This is a genomic window from Allobosea sp. NPDC055353, assembly GCF_053644975.1.
Genome location: NZ_JBSHMC010000001.1, coordinates 2,725,867 through 2,747,561 on the forward strand (window position 1 = coordinate 2,725,867; position 21,695 = coordinate 2,747,561).

At 65.6% G+C, this 21,695-nt stretch carries 22 protein-coding genes, 1 tRNA gene and 2 pseudogenes; 11 read left to right on the plus strand and 14 right to left on the minus strand.

Going from position 1 to position 21,695, the window contains the following annotated elements; genetic code table 11:
* The first annotated feature begins 63 nt into the window (after positions 1 to 63).
* From ACWIEX_RS12610 to ACWIEX_RS12640, 7 genes and pseudogenes are all read left to right on the plus strand, one after another.
* Entirely contained in the window at positions 64 to 333 is a 270-nt protein-coding gene (locus ACWIEX_RS12610; protein WP_082617404.1) for a FliM/FliN family flagellar motor switch protein, read from the plus strand.
* A gap of 125 nt (positions 334 to 458) precedes the next feature.
* A tRNA-Leu gene (locus tag ACWIEX_RS12615) sits at positions 459 to 543 on the plus strand.
* A gap of 218 nt (positions 544 to 761) precedes the next feature.
* Positions 762 to 1,535, plus strand: a pseudogene (locus tag ACWIEX_RS12620) (glycoside hydrolase family 25 protein); the annotation flags it as partial.
* A gap of 349 nt (positions 1,536 to 1,884) precedes the next feature.
* On the plus strand, positions 1,885 to 2,850 hold the full coding sequence (locus tag ACWIEX_RS12625; protein WP_454033332.1) for a glycoside hydrolase family 25 protein: 966 nt from the start codon (positions 1,885 to 1,887) through the stop codon (positions 2,848 to 2,850).
* An 86-nt stretch (positions 2,851 to 2,936) separates the two neighbouring features.
* Positions 2,937 to 3,929 (plus strand): CorA family divalent cation transporter, encoded by a 993-nt coding sequence (locus ACWIEX_RS12630; protein WP_454033333.1) that lies wholly within the window; start codon positions 2,937 to 2,939, stop codon positions 3,927 to 3,929.
* A 120-nt stretch (positions 3,930 to 4,049) separates the two neighbouring features.
* Entirely contained in the window at positions 4,050 to 5,222 is a 1,173-nt protein-coding gene (locus ACWIEX_RS12635) for an isovaleryl-CoA dehydrogenase (RefSeq protein WP_454033334.1), read from the plus strand.
* A gap of 123 nt (positions 5,223 to 5,345) precedes the next feature.
* Entirely contained in the window at positions 5,346 to 5,864 is a 519-nt protein-coding gene (locus ACWIEX_RS12640; protein ID WP_454033335.1) for a gamma-glutamylcyclotransferase family protein, read from the plus strand.
* A gap of 61 nt (positions 5,865 to 5,925) precedes the next feature.
* Here ACWIEX_RS12640 and ACWIEX_RS12645 read toward each other — a convergent pair whose 3' ends face one another.
* The 3 genes from ACWIEX_RS12645 to ACWIEX_RS12655 form a co-directional block, all read right to left on the minus strand.
* A complete protein-coding gene (locus tag ACWIEX_RS12645) occupies positions 5,926 to 7,725 on the minus strand; it encodes an ABC transporter ATP-binding protein (RefSeq protein WP_454033336.1) in 1,800 nt (599 codons plus the stop codon).
* A 324-nt stretch (positions 7,726 to 8,049) separates the two neighbouring features.
* Entirely contained in the window at positions 8,050 to 8,223 is a 174-nt protein-coding gene (locus ACWIEX_RS12650; protein ID WP_454033337.1) for a hypothetical protein, read from the minus strand.
* A 9-nt stretch (positions 8,224 to 8,232) separates the two neighbouring features.
* Positions 8,233 to 8,646: a rhodanese-like domain-containing protein gene (locus ACWIEX_RS12655; protein ID WP_454033338.1), complete on the minus strand. Its 414-nt coding sequence runs from the start codon at positions 8,644 to 8,646 to the stop codon at positions 8,233 to 8,235.
* A 134-nt stretch (positions 8,647 to 8,780) separates the two neighbouring features.
* Here ACWIEX_RS12655 and ACWIEX_RS12660 point away from each other — a divergent pair, with 134 nt between their 5' ends.
* Both ACWIEX_RS12660 and ACWIEX_RS12665 read left to right on the plus strand, forming a co-directional pair.
* On the plus strand, positions 8,781 to 9,473 hold the full coding sequence (locus ACWIEX_RS12660; protein WP_454033339.1) for a DUF599 domain-containing protein: 693 nt from the start codon (positions 8,781 to 8,783) through the stop codon (positions 9,471 to 9,473).
* Positions 9,470 to 9,736, plus strand: a complete 267-nt coding sequence (locus ACWIEX_RS12665) for a DUF3253 domain-containing protein (protein ID WP_454033340.1) — start codon at positions 9,470 to 9,472, stop codon at positions 9,734 to 9,736. Before ACWIEX_RS12660 ends, ACWIEX_RS12665 begins: the two co-directional genes overlap by 4 nt.
* A gap of 159 nt (positions 9,737 to 9,895) precedes the next feature.
* On the opposite strand, the gene ACWIEX_RS12670 is transcribed toward ACWIEX_RS12665, so the two are convergent.
* The 9 genes from ACWIEX_RS12670 to crcB all read right to left on the minus strand — a co-directional run bounded on the left by ACWIEX_RS12670 (position 9,896) and on the right by crcB (position 18,376).
* The gene (locus tag ACWIEX_RS12670; RefSeq protein WP_454033341.1) at positions 9,896 to 10,684 is read right to left on the minus strand and encodes a YdcF family protein; all 789 of its coding nucleotides are present in this window, start codon (positions 10,682 to 10,684) and stop codon (positions 9,896 to 9,898) included.
* Positions 10,685 to 10,805: 121 nt separating this feature from the next.
* Positions 10,806 to 11,309, minus strand: a complete 504-nt coding sequence (locus tag ACWIEX_RS12675) for a lysozyme inhibitor LprI family protein (protein ID WP_454033342.1) — start codon at positions 11,307 to 11,309, stop codon at positions 10,806 to 10,808.
* A gap of 51 nt (positions 11,310 to 11,360) precedes the next feature.
* Positions 11,361 to 11,981 carry a glutathione S-transferase family protein gene (locus tag ACWIEX_RS12680; RefSeq protein WP_454033343.1) on the minus strand — a complete coding sequence of 207 codons (621 nt, stop codon included), beginning with the start codon at positions 11,979 to 11,981 and terminating at the stop codon, positions 11,361 to 11,363.
* 131 nt (positions 11,982 to 12,112) lie between these two features.
* A complete protein-coding gene (locus ACWIEX_RS12685) occupies positions 12,113 to 14,113 on the minus strand; it encodes an acetyl-CoA carboxylase biotin carboxylase subunit (protein ID WP_454033344.1) in 2,001 nt (666 codons plus the stop codon).
* Between the two features lie 256 nt (positions 14,114 to 14,369).
* Positions 14,370 to 14,819, minus strand: coding sequence for a hypothetical protein (locus tag ACWIEX_RS12690; protein WP_454033345.1), 450 nt, complete (start codon positions 14,817 to 14,819; stop codon positions 14,370 to 14,372).
* A 501-nt stretch (positions 14,820 to 15,320) separates the two neighbouring features.
* On the minus strand, positions 15,321 to 15,998 hold the full coding sequence (locus ACWIEX_RS12695) for an HAD-IA family hydrolase (protein WP_454033346.1): 678 nt from the start codon (positions 15,996 to 15,998) through the stop codon (positions 15,321 to 15,323).
* 74 nt (positions 15,999 to 16,072) lie between these two features.
* Positions 16,073 to 16,573, minus strand: coding sequence for a hypothetical protein (locus tag ACWIEX_RS12700; protein WP_454033347.1), 501 nt, complete (start codon positions 16,571 to 16,573; stop codon positions 16,073 to 16,075).
* Positions 16,574 to 16,709: 136 nt separating this feature from the next.
* Positions 16,710 to 17,963, minus strand: a complete 1,254-nt coding sequence (locus ACWIEX_RS12705) for an RluA family pseudouridine synthase (RefSeq protein WP_454033348.1) — start codon at positions 17,961 to 17,963, stop codon at positions 16,710 to 16,712.
* The gene (gene crcB / locus ACWIEX_RS12710; protein WP_454033349.1) at positions 17,960 to 18,376 is read right to left on the minus strand and encodes a fluoride efflux transporter CrcB; all 417 of its coding nucleotides are present in this window, start codon (positions 18,374 to 18,376) and stop codon (positions 17,960 to 17,962) included. Before crcB ends, ACWIEX_RS12705 begins: the two co-directional genes overlap by 4 nt.
* A 94-nt stretch (positions 18,377 to 18,470) precedes the next feature.
* On the opposite strand from crcB, the gene ACWIEX_RS12715 reads away from it, so the two are divergent.
* Positions 18,471 to 18,821: a hypothetical protein gene (locus ACWIEX_RS12715; protein WP_454033350.1), complete on the plus strand. Its 351-nt coding sequence runs from the start codon at positions 18,471 to 18,473 to the stop codon at positions 18,819 to 18,821.
* 7 nt (positions 18,822 to 18,828) lie between these two features.
* Here ACWIEX_RS12715 and ACWIEX_RS12720 read toward each other — a convergent pair whose 3' ends face one another.
* Both ACWIEX_RS12720 and ACWIEX_RS12725 read right to left on the minus strand, forming a co-directional pair.
* Positions 18,829 to 19,008: a hypothetical protein gene (locus ACWIEX_RS12720; protein WP_454033351.1), complete on the minus strand. Its 180-nt coding sequence runs from the start codon at positions 19,006 to 19,008 to the stop codon at positions 18,829 to 18,831.
* Positions 19,009 to 19,010: 2 nt separating this feature from the next.
* Positions 19,011 to 19,961 (minus strand): annotated as a pseudogene (locus ACWIEX_RS12725) (replication-associated recombination protein A); the annotation flags it as partial.
* Positions 19,962 to 20,266: 305 nt separating this feature from the next.
* Between ACWIEX_RS12725 and gmtY the strand changes: the two are divergent.
* Positions 20,267 to 21,685: a gamma-mobile-trio recombinase GmtY gene (gene gmtY / locus ACWIEX_RS12730; RefSeq protein ID WP_454033352.1), complete on the plus strand. Its 1,419-nt coding sequence runs from the start codon at positions 20,267 to 20,269 to the stop codon at positions 21,683 to 21,685.
* Positions 21,686 to 21,695 lie beyond the last annotated feature (10 nt).

Genomic DNA, 21,695 nt, shown 5'->3' on the forward strand with positions numbered 1-21,695 from the left:
GAAAACCGGCAGGCAGGCAAGTTTCGCTGGTCGAATTCTGAAGTAGGGTTCCGGAGGCAGGACTTGAAGGCCGATCTCGATCTCGTCCCGGTGGAACTCACGGTGGTGCTCGGCCAGACCGAAATGCCGATCTACAAGCTGCTGCGCCTCGGCCGCGGCGCCATCATCGAATTGAACACCAGCGAGACCGACGAAGTTCAGATTCTCGCGAACAATCACCCTTTCGCCAAGGGAATCGTCGTGGTCAGCGGCGCGCGGATTTCCGTCGAGATCACCCAGATGCTGAAACGGCCGACGATCTACACCCTGCAGGCCGTCGCCGAGGCCGCCTGATCCGGGCAATCGCGGGAAAAATCGCGCTTCTGCGTTTTTCCGCGATGACACCCTTGTGGCAGCGGATTCGATTTGCTAGATCGGCGCCGCTCCCTGGTTGCACCGCCCGCAACCGGAACCGAGCTGCGGTCGTGGCGGAATTGGTAGACGCACTACCTTGAGGTGGTAGCGGGGAGACCCGTGGAGGTTCGAGTCCTCTCGACCGCACCAAATTCGGATGAAAATCCAGCAAAAGGCGACCCTCGGGTCGCCTTTTGCGTTTCCGGTTGATGTCAACCGCTTGCACCCGAATCTTCACGTTCTGCGACAATCGCGATTCGCCGTGTTCACAGTGGCCCGACGCGCCCTTGCCCCTGATTTGGCTGACAGATGGCAAAACTTTGGTAACGTAAACCGGCCATCAAGCATTCCAAGCAATCCTCCGGGATATGAACGCCCGCCGCATGCCCAGCTTCCGTGCCCTGCCCCTTCTGGCTGCTGCCGCTTTTGCGGCCCTTGGCGGCTGCGTCGCGCTCGACAGCTATCCGTCGAAGGGCGACGCCCGGCCGCATCCCGGTGTCGCGGCGGCGCATAACTACCCGGTCCACGGCATCGACATCTCGCGCTGGCAGGGCGAGATCGACTGGAGCGCCGTCAAGGCGGCCGGCACCCGCTTCGTCTATATGAAGGCGACCGAGGGCGGCGACCATGTCGACCCGAACTTCCGCCGCAACTGGGAAGGAGCCCGCCGCGCCGGCGTTCCGCGCGGTGCCTACCATTTCGTCTTCTGGTGCCGCCCGGCCCATGAGCAGGCGGTCTGGTTCAAGCAGCAGATCCCGAACGATCCCGACGCCCTGCCGCCGGTGCTCGACGTCGAATGGAACGGCCATTCGCGCACCTGCCCGCAGAAGATCGACCGCGAGCTCGCTCGCGAGAAGATTCAGCTCATGCTGACCGAGCTCGAGCAGCTCACCGGCAAGAAGCCGGTGATCTATACCGACATCACCTTCCACCGCGAGGTGCTGGAGGGGCAGTTCAACAACTACCCCTACTGGATCCGTTCGACCGCGGCGCTGCCGGAAGCCCGCTACAGCAACCGCCCCTGGGCCTTCTGGCAGTTCACCACCACCGGCCGCGTGCCGGGCATCAAGGGCGATGTCGACCGCAACGCCTTCTTCGGCAGCGAAAGCCAGTTCGCCGGCTGGATTCGCGGCGAATACGACATCGGCACGCGGCGTTGGGCCCGGCGCGAGGAGCCGGCGCCGGCGCCGCAGCCTGCCCCCACGCCGCAGCCGGCGCCGATTCCAGCCGTTCCCAGCCCGGATTTCGTGCCGGAGCCGCTGGCGCCACAGCAGGACGTGCCGATGGCGCGCGTTCCCGGCAGCGTGCCCGCGGTCACCTCTGCCCTGCGCGCTGTCGACAACCAGGTCGAGCCCACCGTTCTCGACTGAGCAGGCCGGCCGGAATCCGGCCGGTTAACCAAAGCTGAAATTCATTGTTCGACTGCGCCGCAATTCTAACCGGCGCTTAACCACGCTCCCCGCATCTGGACCCGTGATGCGGGAGAGACACATGCCAGCGCGCAAGCTGACCAGCGGACGGATCGGGCTGAAAGCCCTCGCCTTCGCGGCCCTGATGACATCTCTCGTCGAGCCGGCGCAGGCGCTCTATCCGAAGAAGGGCGACAGCGCCCCGCATCACGGCGTCCGCGACGCGCGGCGCAAGGTGATCCAGGGCATCGACGTCTCCCGCTGGCAGGGCGAGATCGACTGGGCGAAGGTCAAGGACGCCGGCACGCGCTTCGCCTTCATCAAGGCGACCGAAGGCGGCGACCATCTCGATCCCAATTTCAAGCGCAACTGGGCCGAGGCGAAGAAGCATGGCGTCGCGCGCGGCGCCTATCATTTCGTCTGGTGGTGCCGCTCGGCCAAGGAGCAGGTACGCTGGTTCAAGAAGCACATCCCGCGCGATCCCGACGCATTGCCGCCGGTGCTCGACGTCGAATGGCAGAACGGCTCGCAATGCACCCGCAGGATCTCGAAGGAGCTGGCGCTCGCCAAGATCGCGGAGATGCTGAAGGGCCTGCGCGAGCACACCGGCAAGAAGCCGATCATCTATACCGACATCAATTTCCACGAGGATGTGCTGGAAGGCGAGCTCAAGGACCACCCGTTCTGGCTGCGCTCGACCGCCGCTCCGCTGGCGAAGCGCTATGAGCGCGACCGCTGGGAATTCTGGCAGTTCACCACCACCGGCCGGGTGCCGGGCGTCACCGGCGATGTCGATCGCAACGCCTTCTTCGGCAGCGAGCGCGAATTCGACGCCTGGCGCCAGGGCCGTTTCGACATCGGCTCGCGCAAATGGCATGGCGGCGAGCCGAAGGTGGCGATCCGCACGCCACCACCGACCCCGGCGGGCCTGCGCGCTCCGAAAGCGGCCGGTGGCGCCAGGCTGAAATTCGCCCCGCCCGGCCGCATCCCGTCACGCACGGCCGATAACCGCGATATCGGCGTTACCGGCTCGATCAGGAAGAACTGAACAGCCGTCACGCCGCTGTCACATCCGCGGCGCCCTTAGGCGCCGCGTTGCCGGAAGCTACCCTGCAGCGGCAGCGGAAGCCCGGCATGCGCAGCGACATCCAATCCCAGTCAGGCATCATCTGGGCCTATCGCTTCGACGAGTACGGGCAGCCTGTCCGCGTTCCCCGCGACGAGATGCCGGATCTCGCGCCCGCCGATGGCTTCGTCTGGCTGCATCTCGACCTCGTCCACACGCGGGCGCAGAGCTGGGTCACCGAGCAGGACCTGCCGGACGCGACGCAGGAAGCCTTCCTCTCGCACGAACCCCACCAGCGGCTCGACCATTCCGCCAATCTCGCCTGGGGCGTCTCGCACGACCTGATCCGGGATGTTGCCGACAAATCCGAGGAGGTCGGCGCATTGCGCTGGATCGTCGGCGACAGGTTCCTGCTCACCGGCCGGCGCGAAGCCCTGCACTCGATCCGCATGACGGCCGAAGCGCTCGATCGCGGCGAGCCGGCTGCAAGCCCGGCCGGGCTCTTCGAGCAGATCATCGAATACATCATCGACGACGTCACCGACGCGGTGGTGCGCCTCGTCGACGAGACCGACAGCGTCGAGGACCACATCCTGCTCGACCGCCTGCATGACGGCCCGCAGCGCGTCGGCGCGGTCCGGCGCACGGCCGTCCGGCTACATCGCCAGCTCAGCGGCCTGCATGTGCTGTTCCGCCGTTTCGCCGAGACCCAGTCGGGCCGCAGCGCGCCCGATGCCGTGAAGGCCGCGGCGTCGCGACTGCTCCAGCGCGTCGACGGCCTGCACCATGATGTCCAGTCGGTTCAGGATCGGGCGCGGCTCCTGCAGGACGAGATCGCCGCCCGCTCGGCCAGCCGCACCAACCGACAGCTCTATGTGCTCTCGCTGCTGACCGCTCTGTTCCTGCCCGCGACCTTCATCACCGGCCTGTTCGGCATCAACGTGAAGGGCCTGCCCTGGGTCGAATCGGAGGCCGGCGCCTTCTTCGTGGCGCTGACCTGCGTCGCCGCCGCCCTGCTGACCCTTGTCCTGCTTCGGCGCCGGGGCGTGATCGGGAGCTGAGGCGCCCGCGCCGACACCAAAATGCGCCGGGCGCGGCTGCGCACTGACGTTGCTGCCGCAGGCGGCTATAACGAGGACAAAGGGAGCGATGCTCCCAACGCTTTGCCGGGAGTATCCGCCATGCTTGCCAACGCGCCGCGCCCATTCAATTTCGACCTCGGCGAGACCGCCGACGCGATCCGCGACACCGTCTTCGCCTTCGCGCAGGAGAAGATCGCCCCGCGCGCCGAGGAGATCGACAAGACCAACCAGTTCCCGCGCGATCTCTGGCCCGAGATGGGGGCGCTCGGCCTGCACGGCATGACGGTCGAGGAGGAATATGGCGGCACCGGCCTCGGCTATCTCGAGCATTGCATCGCCGTCGAGGAGGTCTCGCGCGCCTCGGCTTCGGTCGGCCTCTCCTATGGCGCCCATTCGAATCTCTGCGTCAACCAGATCAGCCGCAACGGCAACGAGGCGCAGAAGCGGAAATACCTGCCGAAGCTGATCTCCGGCGAGCATGTCGGCGCGCTTGCCATGTCCGAGCCGGGCTCGGGCTCGGACGTCGTCTCGATGCGCACCCGCGCCGACAAGAAGGGCGACCGCTACGTGCTCAACGGCAACAAGATGTGGATCACCAACGGCCCGATCGCTGAGACGCTGGTCGTTTACGCCAAGACCGACCCGGAGGCCGGTCCGCGCGGCATCACCGCCTTCCTGATCGAGAAGGGCATGAAGGGTTTTTCGACCCACCAGAAGCTCGACAAGCTCGGCATGCGCGGCTCGGATACCTGCGAGCTCGTCTTCCAGGATTGCGAGGTGCCGGAGGAGAACGTGCTCGGCACCGTCGGGCGCGGCGTCAACGTGCTGATGTCCGGCCTCGACTACGAGCGCGTCGTACTGGCGGCGGGGCCCCTCGGCATCATGCAGGCGGCTCTCGACGTGGTCATGCCCTATGTCCACGAGCGCAAGCAGTTCGGCCAGTCGATCGGCGAGTTCCAGCTCGTGCAAGGCAAGGTCGCCGACATGTATGTCGCGATGAATTCCTGCCGCGCCTATGTCTATGCCGTCGCCAAGGCCTGCGACCGCGGCGAGACCACCCGCGAGGACGCGGCCGGCGCGATCCTGATCGCGGCCGAGAAGGCGACGCAGGTCGCGCTCGACGCGATCCAGCTTTTGGGCGGCAACGGTTATATCAACGACTACCCCACCGGCCGCCTGCTGCGCGACGCCAAGCTCTACGAGATCGGCGCCGGGACGAGCGAAATTCGGCGGATGCTGATCGGCCGGGAGCTGTTCAACAAGACGAAGTGAGAAGCTCCGCCGTCATGCTCGCCCTTGTGGCGAGCATCCACGTCTTGACCCCGCCCCTCGAAAGGCGAAGACGTGGATGGTCGGGACAAGCCCGACCATGACGGAAAGCGCGCAGCCGGAACCATGCCCCTCTATTTCGCCTACGGCCTCAACATGGACCCGGTCGGGATGGCCGAGCGCTGCCCGAAGGCGCAGCCGCTCGGCCCGGCCCGCTTGCCGCGGCACCGCTTCATCATCACCCGCGACGGCTATGCCTCGGTGATCCGCGATCCGCGCGAGGAGGTCCATGGCGTGCTCTGGGATTGCTCGCTCAGCGACATGCGCGTCCTCGACAAGTTCGAGGAGCTGGCCAGCGGGCTCTATGTGAAGATCAGTCAGCCGGTGATCGTGCCGGGCGGTGCCAAGCGCGCGCTGATCTATATCGGCCGCTCCGCCGATCCGGGGCGGCCCAAACCCGGCTACATGGAAGCGGTCATCGCCGGGGCGAAACATTACGGCCTGCCAGAGACTTACGTCACCGGTTTGAATCGTTTTCTGATGAAGCCGAATCTCGATCTGAAGGGCTTGAATCAGGATGCGAGCGCGCCGCTGCCGCCCGGCCCGGTGAAGGGCGTCAGGCCAAGGGCGCTGGCGCCGAAATAGCTCAGAGAACGAAAAGGGCCGCTCGCGCGGCCCTTTCCTTGTTCGAGGACACTGGCGGCAGTTACGCCGCCAGCCCCTTGGCCAGCTCGCTGACCTGCTTCTCGAACAGTGCGCGATAGGCGCCGTCCGGCCGGGTCAGCAGGGCCTCGTGCGGCCCCTCCTCGATCACCCGGCCGCGATCGAAGACCAGGATGCGGTCCATCGCGCGGACCGTCGAGAGACGGTGCGCGATCACGATCGTGGTGCGGCCTTCCATCAGGCGCTCGATCGCCTGCTGGATCAGCGCCTCCGATTCCGAATCGAGGCTCGATGTCGCCTCGTCCAGGATCAGGATCGGCGCATCGGCCAGGAAGGCCCGGGCCAGCGCGACACGCTGGCGCTCGCCGCCCGAGAGCTTGATGCCGCGCTCGCCGACGAGCGTGGCGTAGCCCTTGGGCAGGCGCATGATGAACTCATGCGCGTTGGCGAGCTTCGCCGCCTGCTCGACCTGCGCTAGGCTCGCGCCCGGCCGGCCATAGGCGATGTTGTCCGCCAGCGAGCGGTGGAACAGCACCGGCTCCTGCTGCACGATCGCGATCTGCTGGCGCAGGGACGCCTGGGTGACATCGGCGATGTCCTGCCCGTCGATCGCGATGCGGCCCGAGGTCACGTCGTAGAGCCGCTGCACCAGCTTGACGAAGGTCGTCTTGCCGGAGCCCGAGCGGCCGACCAGGCCGACCTTCTCGCCGCCACGGATGGTCAGCGAGAAATCGCGGTAGAGCGGGTCGGCATGACCTCCATAGTGGAAGGTCACGTCCTCGAAGGCGATCTCGCCCGCCGTCACGCCCATCGCCACCGCGCCCTTCCGGTCCGGTACGCCATAGGGAAGGTCGTGCATCCAGACGAGCTCCTCCATGTCGTTGACCGAGCGCTGCAGGTTGTGGACGTGCTGGCCGACATCGCGCAGATAGCCATGCACCACCGCATAGGCCGTCAGCACGAAGGCGACGTCGCCGGGCGAGGCCTGCCCGTTCGCCCACAGCCAGATCACCAGGCCGATCACCGCCGCGCGCAGGAAGAGCAGCACGATGTTCTGGCCGGTACCCGACCAGGTTCCGCGAATCCAGGCGCGGCTCGTCCTGAGGCTCCACTTCGACACGACGGTCGCGAGCCGCAGGTCCTCGCGCGCCTCGCCGCCATAGGCCTTCACCACCGGATTGCAGGTGATGGCATCTGCCAGCGCGCCGCCGAGCCGCGTATCCCAGGCATTGCCCAGCCGCGCCGCCGGCGCGACGAAGCGCAACGAGAGCGCGAGCGTCAGCCCGATATAGGCCACCGCGCCCACAGCCACGACGAGCCCCATTGCCGGCCAATGCCAGGCCAGCACCGCCGTCATGCCGAGCAGGATCACCAGCGACGGCAAGAGCGCGATCAGCACCGTGTCGGTCAGCAGGTCGAGCGCCCACATGCCGCGCGTGATCTTGCGCACCGTCGAGCCCGCGAAATTATTCGCGTGCCAGTCGGTCGAGAAACGCTGCAGGCGCGCGAAGGCCTCCTGCGAGACATCGCTCATCGTGCGCAGCGTCATCGTGGTCAGGCCGACAAAGGCGAAATGCCGCCCGATCACCATGATGAGGGCGAGCAGCATCATCGCCCCAAGTGCCGAGAGCGCCGCTTCCACACCGCCGGCGCCGACAGCTCCCGCGACCGCGTCGACGAGGCGGCCGGCATAGACCGGCGTGAACAGCTCGGCGAGCGTGGCGGCGATGGTGACGCCGGCAACCCAGGCGACCTGCCGGGGCTGACGGGCCCAGTGCTTGAAAGTGAAGCCGAGAACGGCCCGGAACGGCTCGCGCCGCCCGGTTTGAGTATCGTGAGACATAGCGTCATTCGGCGCCAGGACGGCTGCCGACTCCGAAATCAGGCGAAGACGACGACGCGCGCCGGCTTCGGCAATGAAAGAAACTGGTTGGAAAAAGGCTCAGGAGACCACCCGGAGGCGGGCCTCGTGCGAGACCGACCTAGTGCCGGGTTGGTCGCATGGGAGTGGCTGCGGTGTTGATAAATTTCATTCAGCCCTCCCTTTCTTGAGTTGGAGCCAAGGTTGAGGAAGATGCCTGATGTTTAAGCAGCGCGCAAGCCTGCCTCCCATGCAATGGGTGCACGAGGCGTCTTCGCTCAATTCAAGGCGGAGTTGTGCGTCAGCTTACCAGAACAGGGCCACGAGCCGGGCTGCGATCACCAGCAGGAAGGCGACGATGATCGTGCCCAGCACCTGCTGGCGCTTGGCGTGGTTGGGCCAGCGCCGCGCGAGCAGCCTGCCCAGCGGCTTGCGGAAAACGAAAGCCGCGACCAGCAGAACGATGACGTAGTGGGACAAGGTCGGATCTTAAGCCTTCTTGTCGGCGGGCGCGCTGTCGACCGGCGCACCGGCCTTCTTCCAGGCGCCGAACCCGCCGGCGACATGCGCGACCGGCTTCAAGCCCATCTCCTGCGCCACTTGCGCTGCCAATGCCGAGCGCCAGCCACCGCCGCAGAAAAAGACGAAGCGCTTATCCTGCTGGAAGACCGGCTTGGCATAGGGGCTTTCCGGATCGATCCAGAATTCCAGCATGCCGCGCGGGCAATGGAAGGCGCCGGGCATCCGTCCTTCCCGCTCCAGCTCGCGCGGATCGCGCAGATCGACGAAGACGACATCGTCGCTGCCATGGAGTGTCTGCGCCTGCTCGACCGACAGGGTCTCGATCCGGCTCTCGGCCTCCGCGACCAGCGCCTTGTAGCCCTTGGTGATGGTCTGTGGCATGGCCGTCGCCCTCCCCGATTCCGGCCGCACCGTGGCGGCTCGCCGCTACAGCGTCAATGCTGTCGCCTTGCCGCGATCGCGGATGGCGCACAAGCTGCTTGCCTGAGCCACGGGCGAAATGGCAGAGCGACGGCATGTTCGGCTTCAGCAATCTCGATCTGATCGCGCTGGCGTTCTTCACGCTGTCCTGGCTCGGCTACCACTACGTGGTCGAGATGGGTCCCTATGCCGTCCGGACACTGAACATGCGGATGAACCTGCGCCGCGCCCGCTGGATTCGCGAATCGGCGGCCCGCGAAGTCCGGATCGTCGACACGCAGGTGATGGGCGGCCTGCAGAACGGCACCGCCTTCTTCGCCTCGACCTCGCTGCTCGCGATCGGCGGCACGCTCGCTCTGCTGAACGCTACGGACCGCGCCGTCGCCATCTTCAGCGACCTGCCCTTCGTGCCGGCGACCCCTCGCTCCGTCTGGGAGCTGAAGATCATCGGGCTCGTCGGCATCTTCGGCTACGCCTTCTTCAAATTCGCCTGGAGCTACCGGCTGTTCAACTATTGCGTCATCCTCGTGGGCGCCCTGCCCCCGTTCGACAGCAAGGACGAGAAGGCCATGGCCCATGCCGTGCACGAGACGATCGAGATGAACATCGCCGCCGGCCGGCATTTCAACCGCGGCCAGCGCGCCTTCTTCTTCGCACTCGCCTATCTCGGCTGGTTCCTCGGGCCCGTCAGCTTCATCGGATTCACCGGTGCCGTGCTCGTCGCGATGTACCGGCGCCAGTTCGCCTCCGACGCGACGCGCGTCTTCAACCATCCGGGCCAATCATGAGCATCGAACCCGAGGCGATCGAGAGCATGATCCTCGACCTGCTGTCGCAGCGGGAGGCAGGGCTGACGATCTCGCCGATGGATGTCGCGCGCCGCCTCGGCGGCGATCACCCGGATGGCTGGGGGCCGCTGATGCAGCCGGTGCGCCGGGCCGCCGTGAAGCTGATGAAGGAAGGCCGGCTCGTCATCACCCGGAAGGGCCGCCCGGTCGACCCGGACGACTTTCGCGGCGTCTATCGGCTGGTGCTGCCGACGGCGTCTTGAGACCGACCCGATTTTACGCGGAACCGCGCGGGTCATCCCGGGCTTGACCCGGGATCCATTCCGGAGCGCTTCCGATCAAGCTTCAGGCATGGATCCCGGATCTTCGCTCCGCTGCGTCCGGGATGACCCGTGTTTTCCAAGCAAGACGATTGGCGTGGCTCAAGGCCCCGGAAAGAGCTCGTCCGTATAGCCTGCGAGCCGATAGGCCAGGAGCCCGACCCATTCCTTGAAGCCATTATCGGCGATCTCGAGCGCGCGCGGGGCGCGACTATAGGGCCGGACGAAATCGCCGGGCTCGCCGCTCGACCAGAAGTCGACCGGGAAGGCCTCGACCGCGAACCCGGCCTTGCGGAAGACGCCGATCGAGCGCGGCATGTGCCAGGCCGACGTCACCAGAAGCCAGCGCTCGCCGGGCTTCGGATCGACGAGTTTTCGGGTAAAGGCGGCGTTCTCGCGCGTGTTGCGCGACTTGTCTTCCAGAATGAGCCGGGCAGGATCGAGCCCCAGCCCCTCGAACAGCAGCTTCGCGCCAGCGGCTTCGGTCACCTTCGCTTCCGAGATCAGGTTAGCAGCCCCGCCGGTAAAGACGATCTTCGCCTGCGGATGCAGCCGCGCCAGCTCGACCGCCTTGGTCATGCGCGCCGCCGAGGAATTCATCACGGTATCGCCCCGCGCGACGCCGATCGCGCCGCCCAGCACGACGATCCCGGTCACCGGCCCCTTGCGGGCATCCTGCTGCGGAAACCGGTCCTCCAGCGGCCTGAGCACGATGCGCGGCAGCGGGCTGAAAGCCATCAGGCCGAGCGCGATCAGGGAGACCAGCCCGATCCAGCGCGCGGGCCGCGCGAAGCGCGTGAAGGCCAGCAGCGCTGAGAGCCCCGCGAGCAGGATGGCAAGGTTGACCGGCGACAGGACGAACCAGACGACCTTGGACAGAACGAAGAACATCGGGGCTCGCTAGGATGAGGCGGGGCAACGACTGCGCTCGCTTTAGCCGCGATCGCCATTCGAGGATATCGGCATGATGGTCTCCGCCGCCGTCACCCCGGCGCAAGCGGCAGGCAGCGCTTCAGCGGATGATCCGAGGCGGCGCTTGCGGGCGTCGGCCGCCGGCCCGCGGCAGGGCTTTCGCAAGCTCGATCGCCCTGCCGGCGACCTCCCGCAATTCGCAGCCTGCCTGCCTTCCGGCTTGCAGCGCCTCCCGCTGGGTCGCGCCGTAGAAGGCGCATTTCTGCGTGACATAGCTTTCCCAGGCCAGTTGCAGCGCCGCGAGCCGGCTGCGCTGGCCGGCATCGAGCCCCCGCCCCGTCACCTGCAAGGCGAGCGTCAGGCGCTCGCGCCACGCCGCTTCCTCGCGCCGGGCGCAGGCGGCTTCAGCGCCCCGCGGATCGTTGCTGGCGGCGCGCACGCAGGCCACCGCCACCGAGCCGACGCACATCGAAGGCGAGGCGTTGCTGTCACGCAGGCAGCCGGAAAGCGCGGCGAGATCTGTCCGCAGCGTCGGCGAAGTCTGTGCAACCGCCGGCGCGGCAGCGATGCTGCACAGGAGCAGGACCATCCGGAAAACGTTCATGCCGCCATCATGCCAGCGGCGGCGCCGGGATCAAGCGCCGTCGCGCTGCCTTCACGTAATCGGCAACGGCAACGCGGCCTGCGCGGCCTGCCGCGCGAAGAGCGCCTCGTACCAGCGCTGCACCGCCGGCCTTGCGGTCCGCTCGACCGGCATGTTGAGCCAGCGATGCGTGCCGCAGCCGACGGCGATATCGGCCATGCCGAAGCGTTCGCCTGCGAGGAAGGGACGATCCGCCAGTTGCGCCTCGAGGATCGCCATCAGCGCTTCGGCCCGTGCGACGCCATCGGCGATCGCCTTCGGATCGGTGAAGGGTAGCACCTTGCGCACGACGCCCCAGAGCACCGGCGCCAGGGCCGGCTGGAGCTCGGACTGCATCCAGTCCACCCAGCGATCGGCCAGCGCGCGCTGGGCCGGATCCTCGTCCCAGAGCACGCCCACGGCATAACGGGCGGCGAGATAGCGCAGGATGCTGCTCGATTCCCAGAGGACGAGCTCGCCGTCGCGCAGCACCGGGATTTGTCGGTTCGGGTTCATCGCAGCGAATTCGGACGTATCCAGCCCACCGAACGGCCCGCCAACATCGATGCGCTCGAAGGCCTGTCCGGCCTCGCCGGCTGCCCAGACCACCTTCTGGACGTTGATCGAGCTCAACCGGCCCCAGATCGTCAACATAAACCCCTCCGGACTGTCATGCTCGCCCTTGTGGCGAGCATCCACGTCTTGAACATGACTTTAACCAGCGAAGACGTGGCTGGTCGGGACAAGCCCGACCATGACGGCAGAGCCGCGTCATGCCCATCCGCTCAGGCGAATTCCATGATCACGGCATCGACCGCGAGCGAGTCGCCTTCCTTCGCCAGGATCTTGGCGATGGTGACGTCCTTCTCGGCGCGCAGCACGTTTTCCATCTTCATCGCCTCGACCATGGCGAGCGGCTCGCCAGCCTTGACCTCCTGCCCGACCGTGACCGAGATCGCCTTGACCAGCCCCGGCATCGGACAGAGCAGGAACTTGCCGGTATCGGCCGCGACCTTCTCCGGCATCAGCGCGGCCAGCTCCGCCTCGCGCTGCGTATAGACATGGGCGTTGGCATAGGCGCCGGCATGGCCGAGCGCGACGCCGTTCAGGATAGGACGGACCTGGGCCGCGACCTTCACGCCGTCGAGCGTGCCATGCCAGACCGGCTCGCCCGGAACCCAGTCGCTGACGACGCTGACGTTGCGGCCGGCAAAGGCGATGGCGACCGCCCCGCCCTGCTCCGTCACCTCGCCCTCGAAGCGCTCTGCCCCGAGCTGAACGATCCGCAAACGGTCGAAGGAGACCTTGCGCCAGCCTTCCATCTGCGCCGAGACATGGCGCTTGCGCTGGTTCATGCGGTGATCGCAGGCGATCGCGATCGCGGCCATGCGTTGCGCGGTATCGCCTTGGGGCACCGGCAACGAGAAGCCCTCGGGAAACTCCTCGGCGATGAAGCCAGTCGAGAGATTGCCGGCGATCCAGCGCGGGTGCTGCATCACCGCCGCGACGAAGGGGATGTTGTGGCGGATGCCATCGATGGCGAAAGCATCGAGCGCCCGCGCCTGCGCCTTGATCGCGGCCTCGCGCGTCGGCGCATGCGTCACGAGCTTCGCGATCATCGGGTCGTAATAGATCGAGATCTCGCCGCCCTCGAAGACGCCGGTATCGTTACGGACCACGGCTTCGCCGTCCGGCCCCTCGCTCGGCGGGCGGTAGGTCACGAGCCTGCCGGTCGAGGGCAGGAAGTTGCGCGTCGGGTCCTCGGCATAGACGCGGCTCTCGACCGCCCAGCCGTCGAGCTTCACGTCAGCCTGGGTGATCGCGAGCTTTTCGCCATAGGCCACACGGATCATCTGCTCGACCAGATCGATGCCGGTGATCATCTCGGTCACCGGGTGCTCGACCTGGAGGCGGGTGTTCATCTCCAGGAAATAGAAGGACTTGTCCTGGCCGGCGACGAACTCGACCGTGCCGGCCGAGTCGTAATTCACGGCCTTGGCCAGCGCCACCGCCTGTTCGCCCATCTTCCGGCGGGTCGCCTCGTCGAGCAGCGGCGACGGCGCCTCCTCCAGAACCTTCTGGTTGCGGCGCTGGATCGAGCATTCGCGCTCGCCGAGATAGATGACGTTGCCGTGCTTGTCGCCGAGAACCTGGATTTCGATATGGCGGGGATCGACGATGAACTTCTCGACAAAGACGCGATCGTCGCCGAAGGAGGACGCCGCTTCCGACTTGGCGCGGGCAAAACCTTCCGCGACCTCGCCCGAAGAATGCGCGATGCGCATGCCCTTGCCGCCGCCGCCGGCCGAGGCCTTGATCATCACGGGATAGCCGATCTCGTCGGCGATAGTCACGGCGTGCTCGGGGCTCTCGATGATGCCGAGGAACCCGGGAACCGTCGAAACCTTGGCCGCCGCAGCCGCCTTCTTCGATTCGATCTTGTCGCCCATCGCGGCAATGGCGCCGGGATTGGGGCCGATGAAGACGATGCCGTTATCCTTCAGCGCCTGGGCGAAGGCCTCGCGCTCGGACAGGAAGCCGTAGCCGGGATGCACGGCCTGCGCCCCGGTTGCCTTGCAGGCGTCGATGATCTTGTCGATCAGCAGATAGGACTGAGCGGCGGGGGCGGCGCCGATATGCACGGCCTCGTCGGCCATCTCGACATGCAGCGCGTCGCGATCCGCATCGGAATAGACGGCGACCGTCTTGATGCCCATGCGCCGGGCCGTCTTGATGACACGGCAGGCGATCTCGCCGCGGTTCGCGATCAGGATCTTCGAGAACATGCGCGGACCACCCCAGCTTCAGACCAGATTGCAATAGCCGGGGTGTATGGGACGCCGCAACTGCCGTCCACCGATGCGAAAGTCGGCCGCCCGCCAGATCGTTGTGCACGGATGCGCAGACCCGGCATCCTGCCCTTGTGAAGGAAGCGTCCAGCCGCCGCCGTCATGCCCGGGCCTGCCCCGGGCATCTCTCGCAAGAAGCGCTTACTTTCTCCCGTCCAGGACTCTCGAGCCAAGCCGGAGAATGGCGCCGGGTTCAGCTTGCAAGCAGGACGCGCGGCGCGGCACCGATGCCGAAGCGAACCACATCCTTCGCCGCGCCCTTGGCGAAGGCGAAGGCGAGCAGCGTCTCGTCGCAATGCTCGGCTTCGCGGGCGATCTCGTTGGCGATGCGCTGGGCGGTGGCGGTCGGCCCCTCGCCGGCGGAGAGCGTCGTCACCAGCCAATGCGCCTTGTCACGGTCGATCACGCCGGTGGGGCGGTTTTCCCAGACGGCGAAGTCGACGACCAACGCCAGGAGGTAATCTGCATAGGCCTTGCAGCTTTGCGGCACGGCCCGGTCGAGCGCGACCAGAACATCGACGATATCTCGCGTGACGACGACATCATCCAAGATGTTGCGCTGAAGCATCTTGACGTCTTCTTCGTCGATCGCGCGACGATCCATCACGCGATCGACGAATTCACGAAGCTCATGACCCATCATGTTCGAACCCCTGTCCGGCGTTGTTTTGTGCCGGTACGTTCCTGCTGTGGGAACACCATGAACCCGCTCCCCGCATCAGGTGGTTAACGCGCAAACCTGAACGGATATTCAGGTTAAACGGAACTGAGTCGACTTGGTTGCGAGGGTGTTACTGCGGTGAGCGCGGACGCCTCGAACTCCGGCTTTCAGCCCGCACTGCGGCAAGGGCGCCGGATGAGCGCCGCCGCCTGAGGTCATTCAGGCGAGCACGGGCAAGATCCGAAGGGATAAAGGCACTTCCTGGGGCAGCCCGGCCAGGCGATCAATCGCTCCGACGCGAAACCACCCTTGTCATTCCGGGGCTTCGCGCAGCGAAGAACCTGGAACCCACGACTGGGCGCACCGCTCGCAGCCGAACACCTGCATGTTTCACCCGGTCGTGGGTTCCGGGTCGCGCCGCTGGCGCGCCCCGGAATGACAAGGGCGCGCATAGAAGAATCATCGGACCGTTTTCGCAGCGTCCTACGCCGCCACGGCCTTCGGCAATCCCAGCGCCGCCGGCAGCTCCGGGAACGCGCGCAATACATGCCGGGCGCCGAGCGCGACGAGGCTCTCGACCGGCTGGAACCCCCAGGACACGGCGACAGGCACGACACCGGCGGCAACCGCCATCTCGATGTCGAAGGAGCTGTCGCCGACCATCGCGGTGCGCTCCGGCGCCGCTCCGGTCTCCGCCATCGCCCGCTGGATCATGCCGGGATGCGGCTTCGAGGGAGCATCGTCGGCCGACTGCACCGTATCGAACAGGCCCTGCCAGCCATGCCGGGCGACGATGAACTCGGCGCCTTTGCGCGACTTTCCGGTGGCGATGCCGAGCTTCAACCCGCCATGGCGCTTCAGTTCGACCAGCGTCTCGGCGACACCCGCGAAGAGCGGCTCGTCCAGCGACGGATCGCTCTCGGCCTGCACACGCATCGTGCTGAAGACCTGGCGATAGGTCTCGGTCAGCACATCGTCCGGCTCGGCCAGCCCGGCAAGCCGCGCCATCGCGATGTCGAGCGTCAGCCCGACGATGCCGAGACCAGCTTCACGTCCGGGATGAACCCGTCCGCAGCGCCTGAAAGTCTCGTATTGTGCGCCGAGGATGATCGCCTCGGAATTGATCAGCGTGCCGTCGAGATCGAAGATGATGAGATCCATGCCGGGGCTTTATCCCGGATTGCCGAGGCAATCCACTGCAAGCCCGTCATGGCATCATTCCGCGCGCGAACGGTTCAGCCCCTGGCTTCGCGGGCGCAGGCATCGACCGCCTTGCGCAGATCGGCACCGTCGAGCCCCTTGGCACGCGCCTCCTTGCGGCATTCGGAGCGCTGGGCAAGATCCGGCCGCTTGCCGTTGAAGCAGGCGGTCAATGCCGCGATGCGTTCCGGGCCCTGCAGCTTGCGGCCGTCGACCTCTTCCTTGCAGGCGGCCCGCGCCGCCACCGCCGTCGGCTTGCCGTCGCGCGTAAGACCATCATGGGCATAGAGCTGTATGCCCGGGAACTTGCCCTGCATGCAGATGCGCATCGCCGCGCGCAAATCCGCGCCGGCGAGCGCGATATTCTCGGACACGCAATCCTGCCGGGCCTTCGCCCGCTCGGCGCGCGGGATCGGCTCATTCGCCGACGCGGCAACGGCAGCCGGCGCGGGTGCGTTTGCCGGCGCGGTGGTCTGCGCCTGGGCGGCTCCCGCAAGACCGAGAACAAAGCTGGAAACGATCAAAACCGAACGCATGGTCAGCCCTCCGATGACGAGAACATAGTTAGAACAGAAAGCGCTTTGTTCCGCAACTGTTCTCTTACGTTTCGTCACCGCCAAGGAAGTCACCGCGAAGGGAGTCACCGCCAAGGGAGAAGGCGAGGGAGAGGCCTCACTCGTCCGGCGCCTCGACGATCGGATCGTAGGGCGCGTCGTCGAAGCCGAGCAGGTTCCAGCTCTGGCGCATATGCGGCGGCAGCGGCGCGCTCACATCGATCGTGCCCTTGCCGCGTGGATGCGGCAGCACGATCCGCCGCGCCAGCAGGTGCAGCTTGTTCTGGATGCCGCCGGGCAATTCCCAGTTCTGGATGTTGAAATATTTGGGATCGCCGATGATCGGATGGCCGATATGGGCGGCATGGGCGCGCAGCTGGTGAGTGCGCCCGGTCACCGGTTTCAGCGAGAGCCAGGCCAGCTTCTGCGCCGCCGTCTCGACCACCGCGTAATAGGTCACGGCGTGCATCGCGCCGTCCTCGCCATGCTTGGCGACAGCCATGCGCTGGTCGCCGTCATAGGCTTCCTCGCGGGCGAGATAGGTCGAGATCCGGCCTTGCCGCACGCGCGGCACGGCAACGACCAGCGCCCAGTAGACCTTGCGGGCCGAGCGCGAGCGGAAGGTCTTGGCCAGCGTCGCCGCCGCGAAGCGCGACTTGGCGATGACGAGGCAGCCGGCGGTGTCCTTGTCGAGCCGGTGGACGAGGCGGGGCTTCTGGCCGCTCTTGTCGGTGAGCACCTCAAGCATCTGGTCAACATGCCGCGTCGTGCCCGAGCCGCCCTGCACGGCAAGGCCGGCCGGCTTGTTGAGGACGATGACGTCGTCATCCTCGTAGAGCGTGATCGAACGCAGGAATTCGACCGTGTCGGTATCGGCCTTGAGCGAGCGCGGGCGCTGTTCCTGCGGCTCGAGCTTGAGCGGCGGGATGCGCACCGTCTGGCCTTCTTCGAGCCGGTCCTTGCTGTCGGCGCGCTTGCCGTTGACGCGCAGCTCCCCCTTCCGGACGATGCGCTGGATATGGCTGAAGGAGAGCTGCGGGAAACGCGCCTCGAGGAAGCGGTCGATCCGCATCTCGTTCTCGTCCGGGGTCACCACCAGCTGCTGCACGCCGGTCGAGAGCACCTCGGAGGTCTCTGCCTTGACCTGGGCGCGGGTCGGCTTGGGGGCCTCTTCCACCGGCCGCGGTCGCGGAGCGCGCTGCACGCGCTCCTCGCCGCCGGCCGGACGCGCCGCTGCGCGACGCCGCGCGTCATGGCTCGGCCGCTTGCCGCGCGGAGCCCCCGCGGATGGCGACTTGCCGCCGCGCGAGGCGCCGCCGGCGCCCTTGTTTCCGGGGCCCTTGCCACCGGGGCCTTTGCCGCCCGTCTTCATGACATGCTCCGCATCATCGCGAGGCCACCGACCAGCGCCGCCAGCGACAGCACGACCGAGCCGATCACGTAGGTGGCCGCCAGCATCGCCTCGCCCCGCTCCCAGAGCAGGACGGCATCGAGCGAGAAGGCCGAGAAGGTCGTGAAGCCGCCGAGCACGCCGGTGGCGAGGAAGAGCCGCAGCTCCTGCGGTACGCCCTCGCCGGCACGGAAGGCGAACCAGCCGGCGACGAGCCCCATCAAGGCCGAGCCGAGGATGTTGATCGCCATGGTCCCGTAGGGAAAGCCCATGCCGAACCAGCGCGGCGAGACGACATTGATGCCGTGGCGCAGGGCGCCGCCGATGCCGGCGCCTACAAAAACAAAAGCGGTGGAGATCATCGTTGTGGAATAGAGCGCACGATCGCCTTGCACAAACGAAATCCGCCGCAATTGCACGGCTCGGTGCGGCCGGGCAGGAAGACCGGCGTCATGAATGGGCCCGGCGGGAACGATGGGAATGGCAAGGATGCGTCTTCAGCTTCGGATCGGCAGTGCAGGGCTGCTTGCCGCCATGGTCATCCTCGGCAGCGCGGCCGCCTTCGCCCAGCAGAGCGGCAGCACGGGCACCGACTGGCCGACGGAAAAATGCAATCGCTACCGGAAGGCCTATGACCAGTCGCTGGCGCGCCTCGGCAAGAAAGGCCTCGGCCCGGATTTCCTCGCCAGCCACGACGCCTTCCTCGCCTCGAACTGCCAGGCCCGTGCCGAGGTCTGCGCCCGCAGCAAGGAAGAACTCGAGCTTGCCAACCGGCTCGTCGTCATGGCGATGAACAGCGGCATGTCCAGCACCTTCCTGCCGTTCAACTGCCGTAGCTGAGCGCCGCTCACCGCTGGCGGCGCTGTCTGAGCCAGGGATGCACGTAGAGCTCGAAAGCGATGGTCAGCACGATGAAGACCAGCGCGATCACGAAGGCCACGACCCAATAGGAGACATCGTCCTTCGGGACGAACCAGCCCGCGATAATCGAAGGCACGATCAGGAGCAGGCGCGCCAGCAATTGCATCCCTATTCTCCCCGCTCCTGCCGCAGCCGTTCCCAATATTCCAGCCGCTTGCGAATCTCGCGCTCGAAGCCGCGCTCCGGCGGATCGTAGAAGCGCTGTCTGCCCAGTGCATCCGGCCAGTAGTTCTGCCCGGAGAAGGCATCGGGCTGATCGTGATCATAGGCGTAGTTGGCGCCGTAGCCCTCTTCGCGCATCAGCTTGGTCGGCGCGTTGAGGATGGTCTTGGGCGGCGTCAGGGAGCCGCGCTCCTTCGCCACCCGCACTGCCGCCTTGTAGGCGTTATAGGCCGCGTTCGATTTCGGCGCGGTCGCCAGATAGATCACGCAATTGGCCAGCGCGAGCTCGCCCTCGGGTGTGCCAAGCTGCTCATAGGTCTGCGCCGCCGCGCGCGCATGGATCAGCGCCTGCGGATCGGCGAGCCCGATATCCTCGACCGCCATACGCACCAGCCGCCGTGCCAGGAAACGCGGGTCCTCGCCGGCATCGAGCATGCGCGCGAAATAATAGAGCGCCGCGTCGGGATCGGAACCGCGGATCGTCTTGTGCAGGGCGGAGATCAGGTTGTAGTGGCCGTCCTGCGCCTTGTCGTAGATCGGCGCGCGGCGCTGGATCACTTCGGACAGGCCATGCTCGTCGAGTATCTCGCCGGGCTTGGCCGCCCGCCAGATTTCCTCGGCCAGCGTCAGCACGGCGCGCCCGTCGCCATCGGCGAAGCGCGCCAGCGCCAACCGCGCCTCCGGCGTCAGGGGCAGTTCCCGGCCCTCGAGTACCTCGGCCCGACCGAGCAGGAAGAGCAGCGAGCCCTCGTCCAGCGACTTGAAGGTCAGCACCCGCGCCCGCGACAGCAGCGCCGCATTGAGCGCGAAGGACGGGTTCTCGGTGGTCGCCCCGATCAGCGTGATCGTGCCGTCTTCCATGACGGGCAGGAAGGCGTCGAGCTGGGCGCGGTTGAATTCTTACCAGTCCACTCTGTAACTGAAACGCCGCCGACGTGTCGCGCTTTCCGATGATCCGACACACATCGTGACATCTCATGCGGATGTGTTACGTTGATATTTACCAGTGAAGTTACCTACTCGAGTGGCAGGAGCCGACGGGATGGGCTTCGAGTATGCCTGGGTTTCACTGCCGCCAGTGCGGGCGGCGCAGCTGGTCAGGGTTGCGCAGCCGCCCGCACGGTTCGCGCATGCTAAGTTGGGCGTTCAACCAGCCTGTGTACGTCCAAGCCACGACCCCGTTGGCCCGGAGGGGCGCTGAAATGCATAGCTTAAACGGCTTGGATCACCTGACCGTAACCGCTCGAGACGCAGCCCGGTCTGACCGGCTGACCGTTCTTTTGATTCTGCAACGAGAGCCCTTTCGCCCCCTGTTGGAATACTTTCGAGAACGAAACTTCTCGCTGGCTTCGGAAGAGGTTTACGCAAGAGCGATCGGGCAACTCATCGACTTTTTAGCAGCCCGCGGAAATCTTTACCGCGACGTTGAGCAACGCCCGCAGTTTTTCAATGGGTTCGCCCACGCCCTGAAACATGGAACCATAGCCGCAGGACACGACCCTACCGGCCTCTGGTGGGTGCCACGCTCCACAGACAACGTGCGCAAGCTTTTGGCCGCCGCGCTGGAGTTTTCGGATTGGCTCGTCCTTAAGGCAGATGCCACATCCCTAAATCCCTGGCGCAAAGCGAGCTATGCCGAGGAAATGGCCTTTTTGCGCCGCTGGAATCGGGCATCTGCAAATAGTCTGCTAAAGCACCTTAAGACAAACCCTGACATCAATAGTGTACAATCAGCTCGGAGGAATGCTTTTCCGACCTCACGGCCATCAAGAGTGGATACCCCTCCTCCAGCGTTCCCAGAAAAGCTGTTCCCAAAATTCCTGTATGATGGCTTCATTCGTCCCGGCAGGGCTGCATCGGCAAAACCGCACCTCCGCCAAAACCTTCGGGACATGTTGATCACGCTATTGATGCATGGAGGCGGACTTCGCGTGAGCGAGCCTTTTCATATTTTTGTTGAGGATATTTTTGAGGACCCTAATGACAACTCTATAGCACACGTTCGCGTATTTCACCCCAGCGATGGGATGATGGATGTTGAAGACCCACTACTTGGCCCAAGAAAGATCAATAGAGAAGCTTATCTGAAGATCCATCACGGCCGGACCCCTCTCGATCAAGTAGGAAAAAGAACCGGTTGGAAAAATAACCACGTAAATCCAAACGGACTGTTTATGCCAGTTTACTGGTTTCCTACCGATTACGGGCGACTATTTCTAAAATTATTCAGAATGTATATCGAGTATACTCGACCACCGTCGCCTGAACCTTGGTTGTTTCTTACTGAAAGCGGCCTTCCAATGACCGCAAAAGCATTCGCACAACAGTATGCCGCAGCTGCCCGGCGACTAGATATTCACCCCCGAAAAGCGGATGGAACAACCCCGCACGGTCATAGGCACGCGTACGGCCAGCGCCTCGCCGAGGCAAAACGCCAAGGGCTCATTGATGAGAAAGCGGTTCAACTCTGCCTTCACCACCGATCGCCTGCCTCACAGAACGTTTACACGCAGCTATCTATCTCGGAAATTACCTACACCTTAGATAGAGCGAGCGAATTGCTTTTTCCGGAGCGTTCTGAGCCCAACACGAACTCGCATTTAGCGATTTTCCCCAATTGAGGCCTCAATT